Annotated in this window: 19 protein-coding genes; 6 read left to right on the plus strand and 13 right to left on the minus strand. The window is 64.2% G+C overall.

All coding sequences use genetic code 11. The features are described from left to right. Positions 1–27: 27 nt before the first annotated feature. The 4 genes from xerC to AB4Y32_RS00535 all read right to left on the minus strand — a co-directional run bounded on the left by xerC (position 28) and on the right by AB4Y32_RS00535 (position 3,658). Positions 28–951, minus strand: a complete 924-nt coding sequence (xerC, locus tag AB4Y32_RS00520) for a tyrosine recombinase XerC (RefSeq protein WP_368719471.1) — start codon at positions 949–951, stop codon at positions 28–30. 11 nt (positions 952–962) lie between these two features. Then, positions 963–1,685 (minus strand): DUF484 family protein, encoded by a 723-nt coding sequence (locus AB4Y32_RS00525; protein WP_368719472.1) that lies wholly within the window; start codon positions 1,683–1,685, stop codon positions 963–965. A gap of 92 nt (positions 1,686–1,777) precedes the next feature. Next, positions 1,778–2,638: a diaminopimelate epimerase gene (gene dapF / locus AB4Y32_RS00530; protein WP_368719473.1), complete on the minus strand. Its 861-nt coding sequence runs from the start codon at positions 2,636–2,638 to the stop codon at positions 1,778–1,780. A gap of 54 nt (positions 2,639–2,692) precedes the next feature. Beyond that, a complete protein-coding gene (locus AB4Y32_RS00535) occupies positions 2,693–3,658 on the minus strand; it encodes a lipid A biosynthesis lauroyl acyltransferase (RefSeq protein WP_439899697.1) in 966 nt (321 codons plus the stop codon). Positions 3,659–3,850: 192 nt separating this feature from the next. Between AB4Y32_RS00535 and metK the strand changes: the two genes are divergently transcribed. Further along, a complete protein-coding gene (gene metK, locus AB4Y32_RS00540; RefSeq protein WP_368719474.1) occupies positions 3,851–5,038 on the plus strand; it encodes a methionine adenosyltransferase in 1,188 nt (395 codons plus the stop codon). Positions 5,039–5,375: 337 nt separating this feature from the next. On the opposite strand, the gene AB4Y32_RS00545 is transcribed toward metK, so the two are convergent. Further along, a complete protein-coding gene (locus AB4Y32_RS00545; RefSeq protein ID WP_368719475.1) occupies positions 5,376–5,765 on the minus strand; it encodes a hypothetical protein in 390 nt (129 codons plus the stop codon). Positions 5,766–6,167: 402 nt separating this feature from the next. Here AB4Y32_RS00545 and AB4Y32_RS00550 point away from each other — a divergent pair, with 402 nt between their 5' ends. Further along, positions 6,168–6,929, plus strand: coding sequence for a phytanoyl-CoA dioxygenase family protein (locus tag AB4Y32_RS00550; protein WP_368719476.1), 762 nt, complete (start codon positions 6,168–6,170; stop codon positions 6,927–6,929). 41 nt (positions 6,930–6,970) lie between these two features. On the opposite strand, the gene AB4Y32_RS00555 is transcribed toward AB4Y32_RS00550, so the two are convergent. After that, complete coding sequence (locus AB4Y32_RS00555) at positions 6,971–7,171, minus strand: DUF3185 family protein (protein ID WP_368719477.1); 201 nt, start codon at positions 7,169–7,171, stop codon at positions 6,971–6,973. A 346-nt stretch (positions 7,172–7,517) separates the two neighbouring features. Between AB4Y32_RS00555 and mgrA the strand changes: the two genes are divergently transcribed. Continuing rightward, positions 7,518–8,561 (plus strand): L-glyceraldehyde 3-phosphate reductase, encoded by a 1,044-nt coding sequence (gene mgrA / locus AB4Y32_RS00560; RefSeq protein WP_368719478.1) that lies wholly within the window; start codon positions 7,518–7,520, stop codon positions 8,559–8,561. Positions 8,562–8,697: 136 nt separating this feature from the next. Here the strand turns inward: mgrA and AB4Y32_RS00565 are convergent, their stop codons facing one another. The 5 genes from AB4Y32_RS00565 to AB4Y32_RS00585 form a co-directional block, all read right to left on the minus strand. Further along, positions 8,698–8,880, minus strand: coding sequence for a hypothetical protein (locus AB4Y32_RS00565; RefSeq protein WP_007582094.1), 183 nt, complete (start codon positions 8,878–8,880; stop codon positions 8,698–8,700). 431 nt (positions 8,881–9,311) lie between these two features. Then, on the minus strand, positions 9,312–10,583 hold the full coding sequence (locus AB4Y32_RS00570) for an MFS transporter (protein ID WP_368719479.1): 1,272 nt from the start codon (positions 10,581–10,583) through the stop codon (positions 9,312–9,314). Positions 10,584–10,721: 138 nt separating this feature from the next. Further along, a complete protein-coding gene (locus AB4Y32_RS00575) occupies positions 10,722–12,236 on the minus strand; it encodes an efflux transporter outer membrane subunit (RefSeq protein ID WP_368719480.1) in 1,515 nt (504 codons plus the stop codon). Continuing rightward, the gene (locus AB4Y32_RS00580; protein WP_368719481.1) at positions 12,233–13,519 is read right to left on the minus strand and encodes an efflux RND transporter periplasmic adaptor subunit; all 1,287 of its coding nucleotides are present in this window, start codon (positions 13,517–13,519) and stop codon (positions 12,233–12,235) included. Before AB4Y32_RS00580 ends, AB4Y32_RS00575 begins: the two co-directional genes overlap by 4 nt. Before the next feature lie 50 nt (positions 13,520–13,569). Then, positions 13,570–16,749, minus strand: a complete 3,180-nt coding sequence (locus tag AB4Y32_RS00585; RefSeq protein WP_368719482.1) for an efflux RND transporter permease subunit — start codon at positions 16,747–16,749, stop codon at positions 13,570–13,572. Between the two features lie 426 nt (positions 16,750–17,175). Here AB4Y32_RS00585 and AB4Y32_RS00590 point away from each other — a divergent pair, with 426 nt between their 5' ends. The 3 genes from AB4Y32_RS00590 (at position 17,176) to AB4Y32_RS00600 (ending at position 19,552) form a co-directional block, all read left to right on the plus strand. Then, positions 17,176–17,388, plus strand: coding sequence for a hypothetical protein (locus tag AB4Y32_RS00590; protein WP_087732196.1), 213 nt, complete (start codon positions 17,176–17,178; stop codon positions 17,386–17,388). A 131-nt stretch (positions 17,389–17,519) separates the two neighbouring features. After that, positions 17,520–18,542 carry a serine/threonine protein kinase gene (locus AB4Y32_RS00595; RefSeq protein ID WP_368719483.1) on the plus strand — a complete coding sequence of 341 codons (1,023 nt, stop codon included), beginning with the start codon at positions 17,520–17,522 and terminating at the stop codon, positions 18,540–18,542. Positions 18,543–18,829: 287 nt separating this feature from the next. Further along, positions 18,830–19,552: a PepSY-associated TM helix domain-containing protein gene (locus AB4Y32_RS00600; protein WP_368719484.1), complete on the plus strand. Its 723-nt coding sequence runs from the start codon at positions 18,830–18,832 to the stop codon at positions 19,550–19,552. A gap of 28 nt (positions 19,553–19,580) precedes the next feature. On the opposite strand, the gene AB4Y32_RS00605 is transcribed toward AB4Y32_RS00600, so the two are convergent. Further along, positions 19,581–19,922, minus strand: a complete 342-nt coding sequence (locus AB4Y32_RS00605; protein WP_368719485.1) for an XRE family transcriptional regulator — start codon at positions 19,920–19,922, stop codon at positions 19,581–19,583. Then, positions 19,906–20,280 (minus strand): type II toxin-antitoxin system RelE/ParE family toxin, encoded by a 375-nt coding sequence (locus AB4Y32_RS00610; protein WP_368719486.1) that lies wholly within the window; start codon positions 20,278–20,280, stop codon positions 19,906–19,908. The genes AB4Y32_RS00605 and AB4Y32_RS00610 overlap by 17 nt, the downstream gene beginning before the upstream one ends. Between the last annotated feature and the right edge of the window lie 20 nt (positions 20,281–20,300).

The raw sequence follows: 20,300 nt of genomic DNA on the forward strand, positions 1-20,300 counted from the left end.
CTGATTGCCTGCAAAGCGCGGGCAGCGTCAGTCGCGTTTTTTTGCGCGCGGGTGCGCCTGGTCGTAGATTCGCGCGAGGTGCTGGAAATCGAGGCCCGTGTACACCTGGGTCGCGGCAATGCTCGCGTGACCGAGCAGTTCCTGCACGGCGCGCAGGTCGCCGCTCGATTGCAGCACGTGCGTCGCGAACGAATGGCGCAGCACGTGCGGATGCACGTTCGCCGGAATGCCCGCAGTGAGCGCCGCGCGTTTCACGCGTTCGCGCACGACGTTCGGCGACATCCGGTTGCAGCGCGCCGACAGAAACAGCGGATGCGGATCGTGCTTCACCAGCTCGCCGCGCACGGCAAGCCACGCGCGCAACGCATCGAGCGCCTTGCTGCCGACAGGCACCGAACGCCGCCGGTTGCCTTTGCCGAGCACTTCGACTTCCGCCTCGTCGAGCTTCAGCCAGCCTGCCGAGCGGTAGCCGTCGGCATCCACGAAATGCACGTCGAGGCCAACCAGTTCCGAGAGCCGCAAGCCCGACGAGTAGAACAGCTCGAGCATCGCGTGATCGCGCAGCCCTTCGGCTGTGGCCGTCGCGGGGGATTCCATCAGCGTGTGCGCGTCGTCGACCGACAATGCTTTCGGCAGCGTCTTCGCGCGCTTCGGCGCGCGCACGGTGGCGACGGGGTTGGCGGGTAAATCGATGCGCCCCGCGAGCCAGCGATAAAACGCGCGCCACGCCGACAGCCGATGTCCGATCGAGCGCGCCGACAGGCCGCCTGAATGCGCGCGTGCGACGGCGCCGCGGATATCGATGGCCGTGAGGCTTTCGAGCGGCCGTCCGTTGGCGAGCTTCTTCAGTTCGTCGAGTTCGTGCGTGTAGGCGCGCAGCGTATGCGCCGACAACCGCCGCTCGTGCTCGAGGCTCGACAGATAGACGGCGATCGGATCGGCGGTTGTCACGTGACGAGCGCTTAGCGCGGCAGCAGACGGCTCAGCGCCGCGCTGGCGAGCGCGCCGATCTGCGTGAGGAAGTCGGTGGCCATGCCGTCGTGGAAGCGGCGCGGATCGGGCGAGCCCATCACCAGCAGGCCGAACGCAGCGGCTTCGTCTTTGGCCTCGGGATCGCGCAGCGCGATCAGCGCGATCGATTCGGTGCCGTTGGCGGGCGGCGTGCCTTCGGCCGTCGTCGCGGCGTCGCCGGAAACAGCCGGGACTGACGGCGTCAGCCATTGCGCCGCCTCGAAGCCCGTGTTCGCGCCGCAGTACGGCGTGGCGAGGCTATTCGCGAAGATGCGCACTTCCTCGCCGACGTGACGCGTGAAGTCCGCCTGCGAATACGGCTCGGACACGTCCCACACGCGCAGCGCGGCTTGCGGCACATCGAATACGTCGCGCAGCCCGTTTGCAATCGTGCGCGGCAGCGCGCCCGGATCGCGCTCGGCCATCACGCGGGTCGTCCAGCGGCCGAACTTCGACGCGATGCTGTCGTTCTCATGCCCATAGCGCAGCAATTCAGCCAGACGCCGTTCGAGATGCTTGTTCTTCTCGCGCAGAATGTCCATCTGACGCTCTTGCAGCGACACGGCGGCCTTGCCATGCGGATTCGCGAGCCGCACGGACGCCAGCAGTTCCGCGTGTTCGGCGAAGAATTCGGGGTTGGCTAGCAGATAGTCGGCGACTTCGCGATCGTTCATGATTTCGGCTTTGGGTTGCGCGCTTGCGTGCTGTCTTGCTGCTGGGCTGCTGCCGTCTATGGACCGCGCAGCGGTAAGGGATTCAATCAGAGTCAATCGGCTATTTCGATTTCGCCTTCGAACACCGTGGCCGCCGGGCCCGCCATCATCAGCGGCGACGTGGACTCGCCGCTCCACGCGATCGTGAGCATTCCGCCATGCGTGTGCACTTTCACGGGCGCGTCCAGCAGCCCGCGACGGATGCCCGCCGCAACGGCCGCGCATGCGCCCGTGCCGCACGCGAGCGTTTCGCCCGCGCCGCGTTCGTAGACGCGCAGCCTGATCTCGTTGCGGTTCACGATCTGCATGAAGCCTGCGTTGACCCGCTCCGGAAATCGCGCGTGATGTTCGATCACAGGACCGTCGACGTGCACAGGAAACGCATCGACGTCGTCCACCACCTGCACCGCGTGCGGATTGCCCATCGACACGACCGACACCCAGCGCGTCGCGCCGTTGACGTCGAGCGGATAGAGCGAGTCGTTGCCTTCGTGGCGCGCGCCGAGGCCGCTTGCATCGAACGGCACTTGAGCCGGCTCGAACACAGGCGCGCCCATGTCGACGACGACTTCGCCGTTGTCCTGCATGGTCAGCGTGATGACGCCCTTTTGCACCTGCACGCGGACACTGCGCTTGTCGGTGAGGCGCGTGTCGCGCACGAACTTCACGAAGCAGCGCGCGCCGTTGCCGCAGTGCTCGACCTCGCCGCCGTCGCAATTGAAGATGCGATATCTGAAATCGACGCCTTCGACGGTCGCCTTTTCGACGACGAGCAACTGGTCCGCGCCGACGCCGAAGTGCCGGTTCGCGAGCGCGCGCACCTGCGCTTGCGTCAACGAGAGCGGCTGCGTGTAGCCGTCGAGCACGACGAAGTCGTTGCCCGCGCCATGCATCTTGGTGAATTTCAGTTTCATGCCGCTATTGTAAGTGACTGGTTGTCAGTCTCGCCCACTGTGTGCAGACGCGTTTCAGTAAAAGCTCGGATCGCCTGGCGGACGGGTCTTGAAGCGCTTGTGCACCCAGTAATACTGCTCGGGCATGTCGGGAATGTGCTCTTCGAGGAATTCGTTCATGCGGCGCGCGTCGGTGTCGTCGTCGCCCGTCGGGTAGTTGTCCCAAGGCTTGAACACCTTCAGCCGATAGCCCTTGTAGTTCGGCAGCACTTCGCCGATGAACGGCACCAGCTGCGCGCGCCCGACTTTCGCCAGTCGGCCGACGGCCGTCAGCGTGCACGTCGGCACGCCGAAGAACGGCACGAACGTCGAATTGCGCATTCCATAGTCCATGTCCGCGCCGAGCATCACCGGCTTGCGCTCGCGCAGCCAGCGCAGCACGATGCGCGCGCTGTCCGCGCGGCTCGCCATTTCGGCGTCGAAGCGGCCGCGCTGCGCTTTCGCGACTTCCTCCAGCTGCAGGTTCGACATCGGCTGATACAGCGAACCGCAAGTGCGCTTCAGCGAATAGTTGAGAAAAATCGAACCGGCCTCGATGCCGACGAAATGGAAGCCGAGAAACAGCGTCGGCGGCAGGTTGGGATCGGTGAGATCGATTTCGCTGTCGAGCTGAATCAGCTTTTCGAGCTTCTTTGCCGAACCGAACCATTGCACGCTGCGCTCCAGATAGCTGCGGATCGCATGCCGGAAGTGCTTTTGCGCGACTTCCTCGCGGCGCTCGTCGCTCCACTCGGGAAAGCACAGCTTCAGGTTGATATGGACGATGCGCCGGCGGCGGCTCGGAATCTGGTAGAGCAGCCAGCCGAGCCCGTCGCCGAGGCGTGCGACGAAACCATAGGGCAGCAGGGCGAACAGCTTGAGAAGACCAATTGCGAACGTGATGCCCAGGCGGCTCAGCATGCGGTTGCTCCGATGAGCACCCGGGGCCTCGGTGGGTAAAGAAAAACGGCGAAAGGGTCGATATACCGCACGCGCAGACACTCTGTGACAAATGAGAGAAGTCGCTATAATAAGGGCTTCGCCGAGTTAATAGACAACTTGCGGGGCGAAGCCGGCGGGCGGTGGTCTTTCAGATCGTCGTCCGGTGGTACAGAAATCCGCTAAAGCGTCGCCGCTTCAGGCTCGAAGCAGGCTACGTGAAACTCAACCGTAACCAAAAAAGGAGCCTGCAACGTGGCTAACGATTACCTCTTCACCTCCGAATCCGTCTCCGAAGGTCATCCGGACAAGGTCGCGGACCAGATTTCGGACGCCATTCTCGACGCGATCCTCGCGCAGGACAAATACTCGCGTGTCGCAGCGGAAACGCTGTGCAACACGGGCCTCGTCGTCCTCGCAGGCGAAATCACCACGACGGCCAACGTCGACTACATCCAGGTCGCGCGCGAAACCATCAAGCGCATCGGCTACGACAACACCGACTACGGCATCGACTATCGCGGCTGCGCGGTGCTTGTCGCGTACGACAAGCAATCGCCGGATATCGCGCAAGGCGTCGACCGCGCGCATGACGACAACCTCGATCAGGGCGCGGGCGACCAGGGCCTGATGTTCGGCTACGCATGCGACGAAACGCCCGAGCTGATGCCGCTGCCGATTCACCTGTCGCACCGTCTCGTCGAGCGTCAGGCCAATCTGCGCCGCGATGGCCGTCTGCCGTGGCTGCGTCCGGACGCGAAGTCGCAAGTCACCGTCCGCTATGTCGACGGCAAGCCGCATTCGATCGACACCGTCGTTCTGTCGACGCAGCACGCGCCGGAAATCGAGCTGTCGACGCTGCGCGAGGCCGTGATCGAAGAGATCATCAAGCCGACGCTGCCGGCGGAACTGATCAAGGGCGACATCAAGTTCCTCGTGAACCCGACCGGCCGGTTCGTGATCGGCGGCCCGCAGGGCGACTGCGGCCTGACGGGCCGCAAGATCATCGTCGATACGTACGGCGGCGCGGCTCCGCACGGCGGCGGCGCGTTCTCGGGCAAGGACCCGTCGAAGGTGGACCGCTCGGCTGCCTACGCTGGCCGCTATGTCGCGAAGAACATCGTCGCGGCGGGCCTCGCATCGCGCGCGCTGATCCAGGTGTCGTACGCGATCGGCGTTGCTCAGCCGACGTCGGTGATGGTCAACACGTTCGGCACGGGTCGCGTGTCGGATGCGACGATCACGCGTCTCGTCCAGGAACACTTCGACCTGCGTCCGAAGGGCATCATCCAGATGCTCGACCTGCTGCGCCCGATCTACGAAAAGACGGCTGCATATGGCCACTTCGGCCGTGAAGAGCCGGAATTCTCGTGGGAAGCCGCTGATAAGGCGCTCGTGCTGGCCGAGGCCGCCGGCACGGAGCCGGTTGCGGCGCTCGCCTGAGCCGGTTCGGTTCAGCGAAGGATTCGCGCGGCTGAATGCCGCGCGGTTCGGCCTGGTCGCAAGACCGGAGCAAAAAACGCCCTGCATGCGCTGTGAAGCACATGCGGGGCGTTGTCTTTTGTGTCTTTGGCGCGCTTTTACGCGTAACACGCCTGGCGCAGGGAAAACCGGGCGATGCTCGCGTCGGCAGCGAGCATCAGGCGCGATCGCGCGCAAACGCGATCATCAATCGACGCAAGCCCGCCGACGCAAGCCCGCCGACGCAAGCCCGCCGACGCAAGCCCGCCGACGCAAGCCCGCCGACGCAAGCCCGCCGACGCAAGCCCGCCGGCCAACCTCAGTGCGCGAATGCAAACCAGCCTTCGCTCGTCGCCGATACGCGGCGTGGACGGCGGCTCGTGCCACGCGGCGAACTCGCGGGCTTGGGGGCGCCCGCAAGCACGACTTGCTTCGCGGCGCGCGGCGAAACGCCGAGCATGCGCACGGACGACGGGTTGCGCAGCAGCGTGCGCAGCGACAAGCGGCGCGAGGCGCCCTGCATGCGCAATGCGCTGAAGAAGATGCGGAACCACACGCGCACGCTATCGACGGGCTTCGCGTCGCGCAACTGCGCCGCGAGCGCGCGCGTGCGTGCGGAATGATGGCGGAGTGCACGCACCACATGGCGGCGTGCGGGACGCGCGGCGTTGAACGCGCGGGTGAGTCGAGTGCTCAATGGACTGTGCATGGCATTGGGATCAGGCAGCGTGACACGCGACGAAGAGTGCTGCGAAAGCAGCACCGTTTATGCCAGCGGGTGGGACGCAATAGCCTGAGGAAAGGCGGTATATGGCGGCAGCGGCGGCGAATGGCCGTGCCGACGGCGATGAGGCGTGCAGTGCGATCGACATGCGTGCAAGGCTACACGTGATCGATGACCGTCGAAAGTCCGATGCGCTCAGGGTTTTTACGAGGACGATGCCCGCCTGATTGCGCCCTTTGCGCTCGACGAACGCGCACGGATGCCCATGCCGCGTGCAATGCCGCCCGTTCGCATTGCATGCCGGCCGCGCGGCGGCGCACAGTCCGATCGTGCCCGTTTTACAATGACTACTGGGTTTTCGAAGAACACCAGTTGAGCGGAACGTCCATGTCAGTCCATTCGAAGAAAGAACAGATTCAGGTGCTGCGGGAACAGGGTTTTGTCGTGGTGCCTGATCTCATTGCGCCCGAGCGGTGTGAAGAGATGAAACGGATCGTGCGTGAGCAGTTGCGCGAAGCGGCGGCGCCCATCGAATTCGAAGCAGACCTGCGCTATCCGGGCGCGCCCGAGTCGAAGCACGCGCCGGGTGGCCACACGGTGCGGCGCCTGCTCGATGCGTACGCGCGTCATCCGCGCTTTGCCGAATGGGCGACGGCGCCCGAAATCCGCGGCTGGATGGAGCTGTATTTCGGCGAAGAGCCGCGCCTGTCGCGCGCGCATCACAACTGCGCGATGACCAAGCATCCCGCGTATGGCAGCCTCACCGGCTGGCATCGCGACGTGCGGTACTGGTCGTTCGAACGGGACGATCTGGTGTCGGTGTGGCTCGCGCTCGGCGACGAGACCGTGGACAACGGCGCGCTATGGTTCGTGCCGGGCTCGCACACAGCGGCCTTCACGTCGGAGCGCTTCGACGAAGCGAAGTTCTTCCGCTCGGATCTGCCGGAGAATCAGTTGCTGATCCAGAAGGCGGTGTCGCCTGCGCTGAAGGCGGGCGATGTCGTGTTCTTCCACTGCAACACGCTGCATTCGGCGGGCAAGAATCTCACCGATCAGGTGAAGTTCTCGCTTGTTTTCACCTATCACGGCGCGAGCAACGTGCCGCTGCCGGGCTCGCGCTCCGCGTCGAAGCCCGAAGTGGCATTCTGAGGCGAGCCGTCGAGAGCGGACCGCGCCTGATCAGCACCCGATCAGCGCTTCGACGACGCGAGCCCGATCAATCCGGCTAGCGTCGCGATGATGCCGCCTGCAATCAGAAAGATGGTCTTGTTGGTCGGCGCGCCGGTGAACACGCGCGACACGTCGTTGCTGAACGAATGAAACGACTGGCCGCCGAAGTACAGAAGCACGATGCCGCCGACGATCAATGCGAGCGAAATCGCTTTGGTCATGAACGATCCTCTTCGATGGATGAAAGTGGCCGAAGTCTATGTGACCGACACTGCCGAGTCTAGGCTCCGTCCCGCAATTTGAGCAACTGCAGCATGCGCGGCGATTGGCTAACATAGCGCCTTGGGCCGTTGCCGCGTGGTTGCACGTTGTGTACCGTGCGCTTGCAGTTTCCGGAACCGTCTTTGATACCGGTATCAAAGACGTAGTAGCCACGTAGTAGCCACGTAGTAGCGACAGTCAACGGCACGCCCGAAACCCAACGCCGCCATTAAGAACACCCTTCATCACGCGATGCGCAGCCTCGCATCGCGGACTTCACTCCTGTTCTCGACAAGGACTCCATCAATGGCTTACGAAGCAGCTTCAGCACGCTATTCGGACATGCAGTACCGCGTTTGCGGCAAGTCAGGTCTCAAACTGCCGGCGCTGTCGCTTGGCCTGTGGCACAACTTCGGCGACACCACGCCGATCTCGACGCAACGCGAAATCCTGCGCACGTCGTTCGATCTCGGCATCACGCACTTCGACCTCGCGAACAATTACGGCCCGCCGTACGGCAGCGCGGAAACGAACTTCGGCCGCATCTTCAAGGACGACTTCAAGCCGTACCGCGATGAACTGCTGATCTCGTCGAAGGCGGGCTGGGACATGTGGCCCGGTCCGTACGGACAGGGCGGCGGCTCGCGCAAGTACATCCTCGCGAGTCTCGATCAAAGCCTGCAACGCATGGGTCTCGACTACGTCGACATCTTCTATTCGCACCGTTTCGACATCGACACGCCGCTCGAAGAAACGGCAGGCGCGCTGGCGAGCGCGGTGCAACAGGGCAAGGCGCTGTACATCGGCATCTCGTCGTACTCGGCGCAAAAGACGCGCGAAATGGCGAAGCTGCTCGCCGAATACAAAGTGCCGCTGCTGATCCATCAGCCGTCGTACAACATGCTGAACCGCTGGATCGAAAAGGACCTGCTCGGTGCGCTCGAAGAGAACGGCTCGGGCGCCATCGCGTTCACGCCGCTCGCGCAAGGCCTGTTGACGAGCAAGTACCTGAACGGCGTGCCCGAGGATGCACGCGTCAACAAGGCGGGCGGCGGCTCGCTGAAGCAGGAGCACCTGAGCGCGCAGAACATCGAGCGCGTGCGCAAGCTCAACGACATCGCGCAGCGCCGCGGACAGAGCCTCGCGCAGATGGCGCTCGCGTGGACGCTGCGCGATCAGCGCGTGACGTCGGCGCTCATCGGCGCGAGCAAGGCCGAGCAGGTGCGCGAGAACGTCGCGGCGCTGAAGAACCTGTCGTTCACGTCGGAAGAACTCGCGGAGATCGACAGTCATGCGACGGAAGGCGGCGTGAACCTGTGGGAAAAGCCGTCGACGGACCAGCACATCTGATCCACGTTCTTGCACAGGATCACTGGGCAAACAACCCGGCGCAAAAATGGAAAAGCCGCCTGCGAGGGCGGCTTTTTTATGGTTCATCGGAAGACGGCGACACGCCGCTCGTCATGGATGAAGAGCGGGTGGTTCGCTAGACGAGCGCGGGAAGACCTTCGACGAGCACGACCGCAAACACGACTCCGAGCAGCGCGCCTAGCACGCGCAACGTGTTGTGCCTGAACTCGGTTTTGCAGGGCAGAGCGCCGAGAAAGAGAGCCCCGGCCAGTGCCATCGGGATGACCAGAATGAAATCACCGATCGTGAAATAGTGCATGCTCGTCTCCTATGTCGACGGGAGTTGGCGCTTCAGCGCCTACTCCCGTCCCACGCACGGCGGTCGACCAGAGTTGGCGCTTCAGCGCCTACTCCCGTCCCATGCAAGATGGTTGCATTTGTACTCGTCTGACGCGCGGCGTCGGCATTGAACGATTGCATGCGGCGCGCCTGCAACGAGTATAGGCGACGGTGTCGAGGCAATGTGTGGGATGCGGCGCACGCGCGCTTCTGTCGGCGGCGCGGCAAACCAAAGCGGCGCAAGGCTCGGCGCGTCGTGCCCACTGTCCGCGCATTCCTTTGCGTTGCGGGACGTTCCCTTACACAGGCCTTTCCGAATATGCGTTTTGTCCGTCGAACGGGGCGGCGCGAGCTACTACTTTTGTGGTCGGTTGCGCCCGTCTCGTGCACGGATCGGCTGACGCGCGCACTTTACGCCGCGCCGATGCGTTCGCGTGAGCGCAGGCGAGCCGACGCGACAATGCCGATCAGCAGCAGTCCGCCGACAAGCGCTGCGACGCCCGGCCACGCGTACGCGGTCCACACGCGCCCGCCATACGATCCGACGATGCTCGACCCGAGGTAGTACGCGAGCAGATAGAGCGCGGCCGCCTGGCCCTTGGCTTCCTTCGCGATCCGCCCGACCCAGCCGCTAGCGACGGCATGCCCGGCGAAGAACCCGAACGTCACGCAGGCGATGCCGCACGCGATCAGCGTGAGCGATTGGGTCATGGTCAGCAGCAGACCGCATAGCATGACGACGATGCTGCCGATCAGCACGCGTGCGCGTCCGAAGTTGTCAGCCATGCGGCCAGACCACGGCGACGCGACGACGCCCGTCAGATACACGACGAAGATGCCGCCGATCGCCGTCTGGCTCAGATGAAACGGCGCCGCGAGCAGCCGGTAGCCGATGTAGTTGTAGAGCGTGACGAAGCTGCCCATCAGCACGAACGCCATCAGGAACAGCAGTGGCAGGCCGGGACGCCGCAAATGCTTCAGCAATGCCGCGCGGTGATGCGAAAAGCCGAGGCCGCGGCGCGGCACGAAATGGCGCGACGGTGGCAACAGCGAGCGGAACGCGAGCATCGACAGGATGCCGAGCACGCCGATCGTGCCGATCGCGACGCGCCATGAGAACAGGTCGGCGACGACGCCCGTGATTACGCGCCCGGCCATTCCGCCGATCGCCGTGCCGCCGACGTAGAGGCCCATCGCGAGACCCAGGCCGTCGGGGTGCACCTCCTCCGCGAGATAGGCCATCGCGACGGCGGGCACGCCGCCGAGCGCGAGCCCTTCGAGCGCGCGCAACAGCAGCAGCGCATGCCATTGCGGCGTGAACGCGACGGCGAGCGTCAGCAGCGACGATGCGGTGAGCGAAGCCGTCATCAGCCGGTGACGGCTCCATCCTTCCGACACGAAGCCGGCGATGAAGATCGCGAGTGCGAGCGCCGCCGTCGTCAGCGACAGCGAAAGACTGCTCTGCGCGGGGCTGACATCGAATGATGTCGAGAACGCCGGCAGGAGCGGCTGCACGCAGTAGAGCAGCGAGAACGTCGCGTAGCCGGCGAACAGCAGCGCGAGACTCGCGCGCCAGTACGCGCGCGTGCCGCGTTCGAGATACGGCACACCGTTGGCAGAGGAAGTGGATGAAGCAGAAGAGGATGAAGCAGCGGGCCGACTCGGGTCCGACGATGCGGTCACAACAAAACTCCCGGAAACGATGGCAAACGACGCGTAGAACGCGCTGAGACGCGTGCAAAGGCTCAACGATACGCTGGTTGAGCGGTCGGCGTCGTCGAGCCGGGCAGTCTCAGGTTCGCCCGTCGGCCTGAACGTGCGCTAGCCGGGCGCCACGTTTTGCGCGTCCGGCGCGCTCGCGGGCCGGCGGGCGGTATCGGGATGCGTGAGCTGCTCGTCGGTGGGCAGCGCCGACGCGTCCCAGCCGCCACCGAGCGCCTTCACCAGCGCGACGCTCGCGGCCATCCGGCGGCGCGCGATCGAGACGGCATTGCGCTCGTTGGTGAGCGCCGTCGTCTGCGCGACCACCACGTCGAGATACGTGATCGCGCCGTTCTTGTAGCGGTTCGTGACGATCGCAAGCGAGCGCTGCGCCGCGGCGACGGCGTCGTCCTGCGCTTGGGCCTCCTGTTCAAGCACGCGCAGCGCGGCGATGTTGTCCTCGACCTGGCCGAACGCCGTGAGCACCGTTTGCCGATACTGCGCGACGCCTGCGTCGTAATTCGCCTGCGCTTGCGCCTTTTGCGCGTCGCGCGCGCCGAAGTCGAGCAGCGTGCCCGCGAGCGTCGGCCCGAGCGACCAGAAGCGGCTCGGCGCAAGCAGCCACTGACTGAAGTTAGTCGCTTCCAGTCCGCCCGTCATCGACAGGATCAGGTTCGGAAAATACGCCGCCGTCGCCACGCCGATCTGCGCATTCAGATCGACGACATGCCGTTCGGCGGCGGCGATGTCGGGCCGCCGCTCGAGCAGCGCCGACGGCACGCCGACGGGCGCGATCACGGGCACGGCGACGAGCGGCGCGACGGGCACTGAGAACGTCGACGGCGTCTGGCCGATCAGGATCGCGATCGCGTGTTCGAGCTGCGCGCGCTGCACGCCGAGATCGATCGATTGCGCCTGCGTCGTGCGCAATTGCGTCTGCGCCTGGGCGACGTCGGCATCCGTGGCGATGCCGCCTTTGTAGCGGTTCTGCGTGAGCTCGACGGCTTCCTTGTACGCGGAGATCGTGTCGTCGAGCAGTTGCCGCTCGCGGTCGATGCCGCGCAGTTCGAAATAATCGGTGGCGAGTTCGGCCTGCATCGACAGCAGCGCGCTTTGCGCATCGGCGGCGCTGGCCTGAGCGCTCGCCTTCGCGCCTTCGACGCTGCGCGACACGCGGCCCCACAGATCGGGCTCCCATGTCGCGTCCGCGCCGACGATCCAGTCATCGAGCGTCTTGCCCGCCGTCGACTTGAACTTCACGTTCTCCGACGAGCGCGCGCGTGAATAGCCGCCGCTTGCAGTGACGACGGGGAAGAACTGCGAGCGGAACTGCGCGACCTGCGCGCGCGCCGCGCGAAAGCGCGCCTGTGCGGCCTGCACGTTCTGATTCGCGCTCGCGACCTGCTGTTCGAGCGCGTTCAGCGCGGGATCGTCGTAGACCTCCCACCAGGCGCTGCGAATCTGCGTGTCGGCGGGCTGTGCGTTCTTCCAGCCGCTGCCTTCGAGTTCCTTGTACGTGGCGGCCGTCACCGTGGCGGGCCGCTTGTAGTCGGGCCCCATCGTGCAAGCGGCGACGAGACCGGCGCACGCAAGCACGAGAACCGTTGGACGAAAACGGATGCGTCGCGTGTTCATTCTTGCGCCTTCGCGGTCTGCTCGTTCGCGCCCGAACTGTCTGCCGCACCGGAAGCACCTGATGCACCTGATGTACCTGACGCAGCGGCGGCGCCACTCGCCTTCGGATGCACGATGCGCACCGACGCGCCATCGACGATCGAATCCTGCGGATTCACGATCACCAGTTCGTCGCCCTTCAGACCCGACGCGACGGCGACGCGCGTGCCGTAGTCGGTGCCGAGCGCCACCTTGACGAGCTTCACGTGCTGTCGCGCATCGACGGTCGCGACTTTCACGCCGTCGGGGCGGAACAGAAACGCGTTGCCCGGCAGCGTGAACGGCGCGGCCTGCGCGCTCAGCGCGAAGTGAACCTGCGCATACGCGCCCGGCAGCAGATCGCCGCTGCTGTTATCGACGTCCACTTCGACGAGCATCGTGCGCTGCTGCGGATCGACGGCGCCCGACGCGCGCGCGACCGTGCCGGGATAATGCTTCGACGGCGCTTCCGTCAGCGTCAGATACGCGGTCTGCCGCGCCTTCACATCCTGAGCGTAGGCCTGTGGCACGTTCACGTAGACGCGCAGCCTGTCCGCCTGCGCGACATGGAACAGCTCCTTCGCCGGACCGCCCGCGCTGCCCGCGTCGATCAGAGCGCCGACGTCGACGTTGCGCGCCGTCACGATGCCGTCGAATGGCGCGAAGACCTTCTGGAACGACTGCGTCTTTTCGAGCCGCGCGACGTTGAAACGGGCGGCATCGAGCGAGCCTTTCTTCGCGAGCATGTCGCCGACCTTTTCGTCGGTTTCCTGCTTCGAGACGGAATTGCTTTTCAGCATTTCCGTCCAGCGCTCGGCGGTGCTTTTCGCGAGCGCGTAATTCGCTTCGGCGTTCGCGAGATCGGCGCGCGCGGCCTTCAGTTGATCGTCGACTTCAGGCGTGTCGATTTCCGCGAGCAGCTGACCCGCTTTCACGCGCGCGCCGATGTCGGCGTACCACTTCTTCAGATAGCCGTTGGTGCGCGCGTAGATCGGCGTATCGAGAAACGCCTGCACGTTGCCGGGCAGCACGAGGTCGAGCGCCGCCGTCGACTTTTGCGGCTTCACTACCTCGACGCTCAGTTGCGCGGCATGCTGCGCGTCGCGTTCGAGCGCGGCCTGCGCGTCGTGTCGCGACCAGATGCCCTGCACTGCGAGCGCGATCACGACGATGGCCGCGCCTGCCGCGATCCAGCGTGAGCGTTTCGATGAGGCGCGCGGGCCTTCCCCGTGCGACGCGGACTCATCAGGACGTTTCCCTTCCATCGGCACTCCAGATCCTGTGCTTGTGCATCGTTGTTATGGCTGCGGCCGCATCACTGCGGTCGGTGGACGACGTGCGCGGCCGCGCGTGCGCGCCGGTCCGACAGCCGTCGATAAATCATCGAAAACACCACGGGTACGAACACGAGCGTCGCGACCGTGCCGATGGCGAGACCGCCGATCACAGCGCGTCCGAGCGGCGCGTTCTGCTCGCCGCCTTCGCCGAGGCCGATCGCCATCGGCACCATGCCGATCACCATCGCGAGCGCCGTCATCAGCACGGGGCGAAAGCGCGTGAAGCCCGCTTCGATTGCGGCGCGCGTCGCGTCGCCATGTTCGAGCAACTGCTCGCGCGCAAAGCTGACGACGAGAATCGAGTTGGCCGTCGCGATGCCGATACACATGATCGCGCCCGTCAACGAGGGAATCGACAGCGTGGTGTGCGTGAGGAACAGCATCCACACGATGCCCGCCAGCGCGCCCGGCAAGCCCGTGACGATGATGAACGGGTCGAGCCACGACTGGAAGTTCACGACGATCAGCAGATAGACGAGCACGATCGCGAAGATCAGGCCCGCAAACAGGCCGGAGAACGAATCGTTCATCGTCTGCACCTGGCCGCGCAGTTCGATCGTGGAGCCCTTCGGCAATTGCGCCCTGGTGTCGGCGATCGCTTTCTTGATTTCGTCGGAAACCGCGCCGAGATCGCGGCCGTCGGCAGTGCCGTAGATGTCGATCGTGGTCTGCGCGTTGTAGTGCGTGAGCACGGCGTTGCCCGACGTGCGCTGCATCGTCGACAGCGCGCCGAGAATGTTCGTGTGGCCGTTCGCGTTCAACGGAATGTTGGCGAGCGATTGCAGCGAATCCATCGTGTATTGCGGCGCTTCCGTGATCACGTTGTAGCTCACGCCGTTGCGCGGATTGAGCCAGAACGTCGGCGTCGTCTGCTGGCTGCCGGACAGCGTGATCAGCAGATTGCTCGCGATGTCGCGTTGCGAGAAGCCCGCCTGTTGCGCGCGCGTGCGGTCGATGTCGACGAAGATGCGCGGCAGGTCCGAAGGCTGTTGAAGGCGCGCGTCGGCGAGGCCGGGTATTGCGCGCAGCTTGTCGAGCAGCATTGCCGCGAACGCGCGATTGCCCTGCACGTCGCGCCCGACGATCTGAATGTCGATTGGCGACGGCATGCCGAAGTTCAACGTCTGACTGACGATATCGGCGGGCAGAAACGCGAACTGCACGCCGGGGAATTCGTCGGTGAGCGTGCGGCGCAGCTTGCGCACGTAGCCGGCCGTCGGATGATGATCCGGGTTCAGGCTGATCAGCACGTCGGCATCCGATGTGCCGATCGTGCCCGTGTTGCTGTACGACAGGTTGATGCCCGACACGGGCAAGCCGATGTTGTCGATGATCGAATGCAGCTCGCCGGGCGGAATGAGCTGGCGGATGCGCGCGTCGACGCGATCCGTGACCACGGCTGTTTCCTCGACTCGCATGCCAGTCTTCGCGCGCAGATGCAGTGCGATCGTGCCGGCATCGACGGAAGGGAAGAAGTCGCGGCCAAGGAACGGCATCAGCAGAAGCGACAGGCCGCAGCACAACAGAAAGACCGTCACGAAGATGCTGGGCCGCGCGACGCGCGCAACGAGAAAGTCGCGATAGCGCTCGCGCACGTTCGCGAAGCCGCGCTCGAACGCGAGGTGAATGCGCATGAACGGATTGCGCGTGTTCGAATGATGGAAGTCGGCGGGCCGGTGGTGATAGCGCAGCAGATACTTCGCGAGCGTCGGCACGAGCGTCCGCGAGAAGAAGTACGACGCGAGCATCGCAAACACGACGGCTTCCGCGAGCGGGATGAACAGGTAGTGCGCGACGCCCGTCAGTAGGAACATTGGCACGAACACGATGCAGATGGACAGCGTGGACACGAGCGTCGGAATCGCGATCTGATGCGCGCCGTCGAGAATCGCCTGCTCGAGGTTCTTGCCCTGTTCGAGTTGATGACTGATGTTCTCGATTGCAACGGTCGCGTCGTCGACGAGAATGCCGACGGCGAGTGCGAGCCCGCCGAGCGTCATGATGTTGATCGTCTCGCCGAGTGCGGAGAGCGCGATGATCGACGTGATCATCGACAGTGGAATCGACACGGCGATGATCAGCGTCGCGCGCCAGTTGCCGAGGAACAGCAGGATCATCAAGCCCGTCAGGCACGCGGCGATCAACGCCTCGCGCAGCACGCCCTGCACCGATGCGCGCACGAACAGCGACTGATCCGCGACGGGGTCGATGTTCAGCGACTCGGGCACGAGATTGCGCAGCGCCGGCATCATGTTCTTGATGCGATCGACGATTTCGAGCGTCGACGTGTTGCCGCTCTTGTTGATCGTCAGCAGCGACGCGCGCTGGCCGTTCACGCGCACGATATTCGTCTGCGGCTGATAACCGTCGCGCACATGCGCGACATCGCGGATATAGATGGTGCCGTTGGGCCCCGACTTGATCGGGATGTTGTTCAGGCCGGCGAGCGAATCCGGGCTCGAATTCATCTGCACCGAGTATTCGGTCGAGCCGATTTTCGCGGTGCCTGTCGGCACGATCAGATTTTGCGCGGTGATCGAGTTCACGACGTCCATCGGCGACAGGTTGCGCTCCTGCAGCTTGCGCGAATCGATGTCGACCATGATCTGCCGCTGCTTGCCGCCATAAGGCAACGGCGCCGACGCGCCCGGAACCGTTGCGAGCTGCGTCTTCAGGAAGTTGTTACCGTAGTCGAACAGCTCTTGCTCGGTGAGCGATGGCGACGACAGCGAGAGCCGCAGAATCGGCACGGTCGACGCGTTGTAGCGCAGGATGAACGGCGGCGTGATGCCAGGCGGCAACGAGCGCAGTTGCGATTGCGACAGTGCGGTGACCTGGGCGAGCGCCTCGCTGATATTCGCGTGCGGCTGGAAGAAGATCTTGACGACGGCGATGCCGTTCAGCGAAGCCGATTCGACGTGCTCGATATCGTTCACTGCGACGGAAAGCCCGCGCTCGTAGTTCAACACGATGCGCCGTTCCATCTCGTCGGCGGGCAGGCCGTTATATGTCCAGATGACGGACAGCACCGGGATGTCGATGTTCGGGAAGATATCGGTAGGCGTGCGCAGGATCGTCAGCGGGCCGATGATCAGCAGCAACAGCGCGAGGACGACGAACGTATAGGGGCGCCGCAGCGCGAGACGTACGATCCACATGAAAAGTGCGATCCGGTGAGGGCGGGGAGCGGCTGCTTCTGGTGGCAGCGTGCGTTGCGCGAACGGCAGCCCGGCCGGCGTGCGCGACAGGAATATAACGCGTATCGTAGCTTACATCGGCATTTTTGAGACGCGTGTGCGGCGCGGTTTATGATGGCCCTGTTACGAGAGGTTACAGTCAGGGATTCGTAAGCCGAATTGACCGGACGGCGGCCTCGCGAGGCGCTACTTTTTACTTTGCCAAAGTGCGCAAACAGGCAACAATGGACTCCGGCCCGCGTCGGGGTGCCCGATGCGAAGGCCTGAGGAGCGCTTCGTTTTTCGAACCAGGTGCGCACGCAACCTTCGCATGTTGCGGCGCTTTTATCAGCACATTGACCGGCGCAGTCCCGAACAAGCCGGCAATAGGGAGGACGGGGAAAGATCATGCAAGTCGGTTCTATTGTTCGATCCGTGCATATCGCCGTGCCACAAGGCGCGCGCGGAATCGTGATGCGCATTCTGGGTGACATGGCGATGGTGGCGTGGTACGCCGGCGAGCCCGGAACGTCGAAGCAACTGAACACGGAACCCTTTTTCCTCGAGGATCTGATCGATACGGGCGAATTCGTCCGCCCCGCAGGCGCGCAGATACATTGATTGCGGGCGACTGCCTCGCGCTTTTCCGTCTGTGACGATGTGCGCCCTCGTCGGGCGTGTGGCGCAGCGCGCGTGACGCTCGTGCTTTCCTGGCGCTCGTCTTTGCGCGCGGCACGGCGCACAATGCGGGCATGATCGAAGACACTCCATTTCCGCAGGACGGCCACGCCGTCCCCTTCGCACGGCTTACGCCGGAAGTCGTGCTCGACGCGCTCGATAGCGTGCTCGATACCATCGGCGTGCGCACCGACGGGCGCATGCTGCCACTCAACAGTTACGAGAATCGCGTCTATCAGGTGGGCGTAGAGGACGGACCGCCTGTTGTCGCGAAGTTCTACCGTCCCGAGCGCTGGACCGACGAAGCGATTCTCGAAGAGCACGCATTCATCGCCGAACTGGCGGCACGTGAAATTCCCGCCGTGCCGGCCCGCGCATTCGATGGCCGTACGCTGCACACGTTCGATGGTTTTCGATTCTCCGTCTTCGAACGGCGCGGCGGCCGCGCGCCTGAGCTCGATCGCAAAGATACGCTCGAATGGCTGGGCCGCTTTATCGGGCGTATTCACGCCGTGGGTCAAACGGTGGACTATGCGGCGCGTCCTGTGCTCGACATTCACACCTTTGGTTACGAGCCGCGTCAGTACCTGCTCGCGCAAGGCTTCGTGCCCGCCGATGTGCGCGCCGCGTGGGAAGCGGCTGTCAATCTCGCGCTAGAGGGCGTCGAGCGCGCATTCGAAGCGGCGGGCGACGTGCGGCGCATCCGCATGCACGGCGACTGTCATCCGAGCAACGTGTTGTGGACCGACGCCGGCCCGCATTTCGTCGATTTCGACGATAGCCGGATGGGTCCCGCCATTCAGGATCTGTGGCTGCTGCTGCCGGGCGAGCGAAAAGAAGCGTCGCGCGCGCTCACCGATCTCCTCGCCGGCTATGAAGACTTCTGCGAGTTCGATCAGCGCGAACTGCATCTGATCGAAGCGTTGCGGACATTGAGGCTGATTCACTACTCGGCGTGGCTCGCGCGCCGTTGGGATGATCCCGCGTTTCCTGTCGCATTTCCGTGGTTCAACACTCAGCGCTATTGGGAAGACCGCATTCTCGAATTGCGCGAGCAGATCGGCGCGATGCAGGAAGGGCCGCTCTGGCCCGTGTGACTCTCGCGCAATCCGCGCGATTGAGAAAAACGCCTTTCTGTGTAATGATAGTCATTCTCATCGGAAAGGCGTCGCCAGCTTTTTGTCATCTTTCTCCCAGGTGATCGCCAGCCAGCCTTTCGATGATCGCCCTGCTTTGTCCCGCGCATTCGCCGCCGCCGTCTGACGGACGGTGAGCGCTTGCGCGCCGGGCATCCGTCTTCCCGTCCGGAACGACACCTCCCGTTTTCAATTGACCGCGTTGCCGTGCGCCGGCGACGTACGACCCGTTTTGCCAGGAGCCCGACTTGAACGCGCCCGAATCGATCGAACTGAAGCCTGCCGCTCCTGCCGGCGTCATGCCTGAGAGCGTGCACCCGATGGACGCGGACGAACTCGCCGCGCGGCGCCAGCGCTCGCGGCGCGCGACCTTCATCAAGTGGCTGCGCAAGGTGCACGGCTGGGTCGGCCTGTGGGGCGCCGTGCTGGGCCTGCTGTTCGGCACGACGGGCTTTCTGCTGAATCATCGCGGAGCGCCGCTGCGGGTGTCGTCGGGCGAGCCGCAGGTCGAGCAGTTGCAGATCGCGCTTCCGCAACAAGGCTTCAAGTCGCCCGCCGATATGTCGCGCTGGCTGAAGGACGAACTGCATATCGACGGCAAGTCCGGCAAGCCGCGCCGCGAGCCGGCGCATCCTGTCGCGTGGGGCGACCATAGCGCGGTGCAGCCGGAGTCCTGGCAGGTGGGCATTGCCGGTCCGCACCAGAACGTGCAGGCCGAGTATTGGGTGGGCAACGGTTTCGTGTCGGTGAAGCGCACGCAGAACTCGTTTCTGGGCACGATGAACAACTTGCACAAAGGCGTGGGAATGAGCATCGGCTGGGTGCTGCTCGTCGATACGATCGCGGGCGGCCTCATTCTGCTGTCGCTGACGGGTGTGCTGCTGTGGACGGAGTTGAGCCGACGTCGGACGGTAGGCGTTGTGCTGGTGCTCGGGTCGATCGCCGCGGCTGTGGCTTGTGGGTTGATGTGACGAGTGGGCGCTCGTTCGTGGCGCCCGTTTAGTCGTCCTGGGCGGGTTCGCGCACGGGTTCGTCGAGTTGCGCGAAGTTCGTGATCCGTACCTCGCCTTCAGGAAAGCGCGCGATGATTTCAAGTTCGCCGCCGAGCGCGCGAATATGATCGCGCAGCGTCGAAATATACATATCCGTGCGCTGTTCGAGTTTTGCGATGCTCGGTTGCTTGATATTGAGCCGCTTCGCGAGCGCTTCCTGGGACAAACCGCGCGCATGACGTAGTTCATGCAAAGGCATTTCGGCGCGGAGTTTGTTCGCCAGTGCCTTTGCGCGCGCCCGCGATTCAGCTGACATGCCTGCCCGCAGTTCTTCAAATTTTCTCGCCATCTCTGGTTTCTCCGTGCGCTAGCTGCATGAGATGCAACCGATAAAGAATTTCCGCTCGCGGTACGTTCTGTTCATACCAACGGTCATGCCCTGTCTTATCGCCGCCTGCGAGCAGAATCGCGACGCGCCTTGGGTCGAACGCATACAGCACGCGGTAGGGTCTGCCGCGATGTTGAATTCTCAACTCGCGCAAGTTGCCGAACTGCGAGCGAATGATTCGACTCGAATGCGGGAAGGACAAAGCCGGACCGCATTCTTCCAGCAAGTGCACCGTCGCGTCGATGGATTCCTGTTCGGCCTCTCGCAAGCCCTCCCACCAGGCCTGAAATGCGTCGGTGTACTCAACGACCCATGGCATCGAAAATATACCTCCGAGGG

This window comes from Paraburkholderia phymatum, from assembly GCF_040965635.1.
In the GTDB taxonomy this organism is placed as follows: Bacteria; Pseudomonadota; Gammaproteobacteria; order Burkholderiales; family Burkholderiaceae; genus Paraburkholderia; species Paraburkholderia phymatum_B.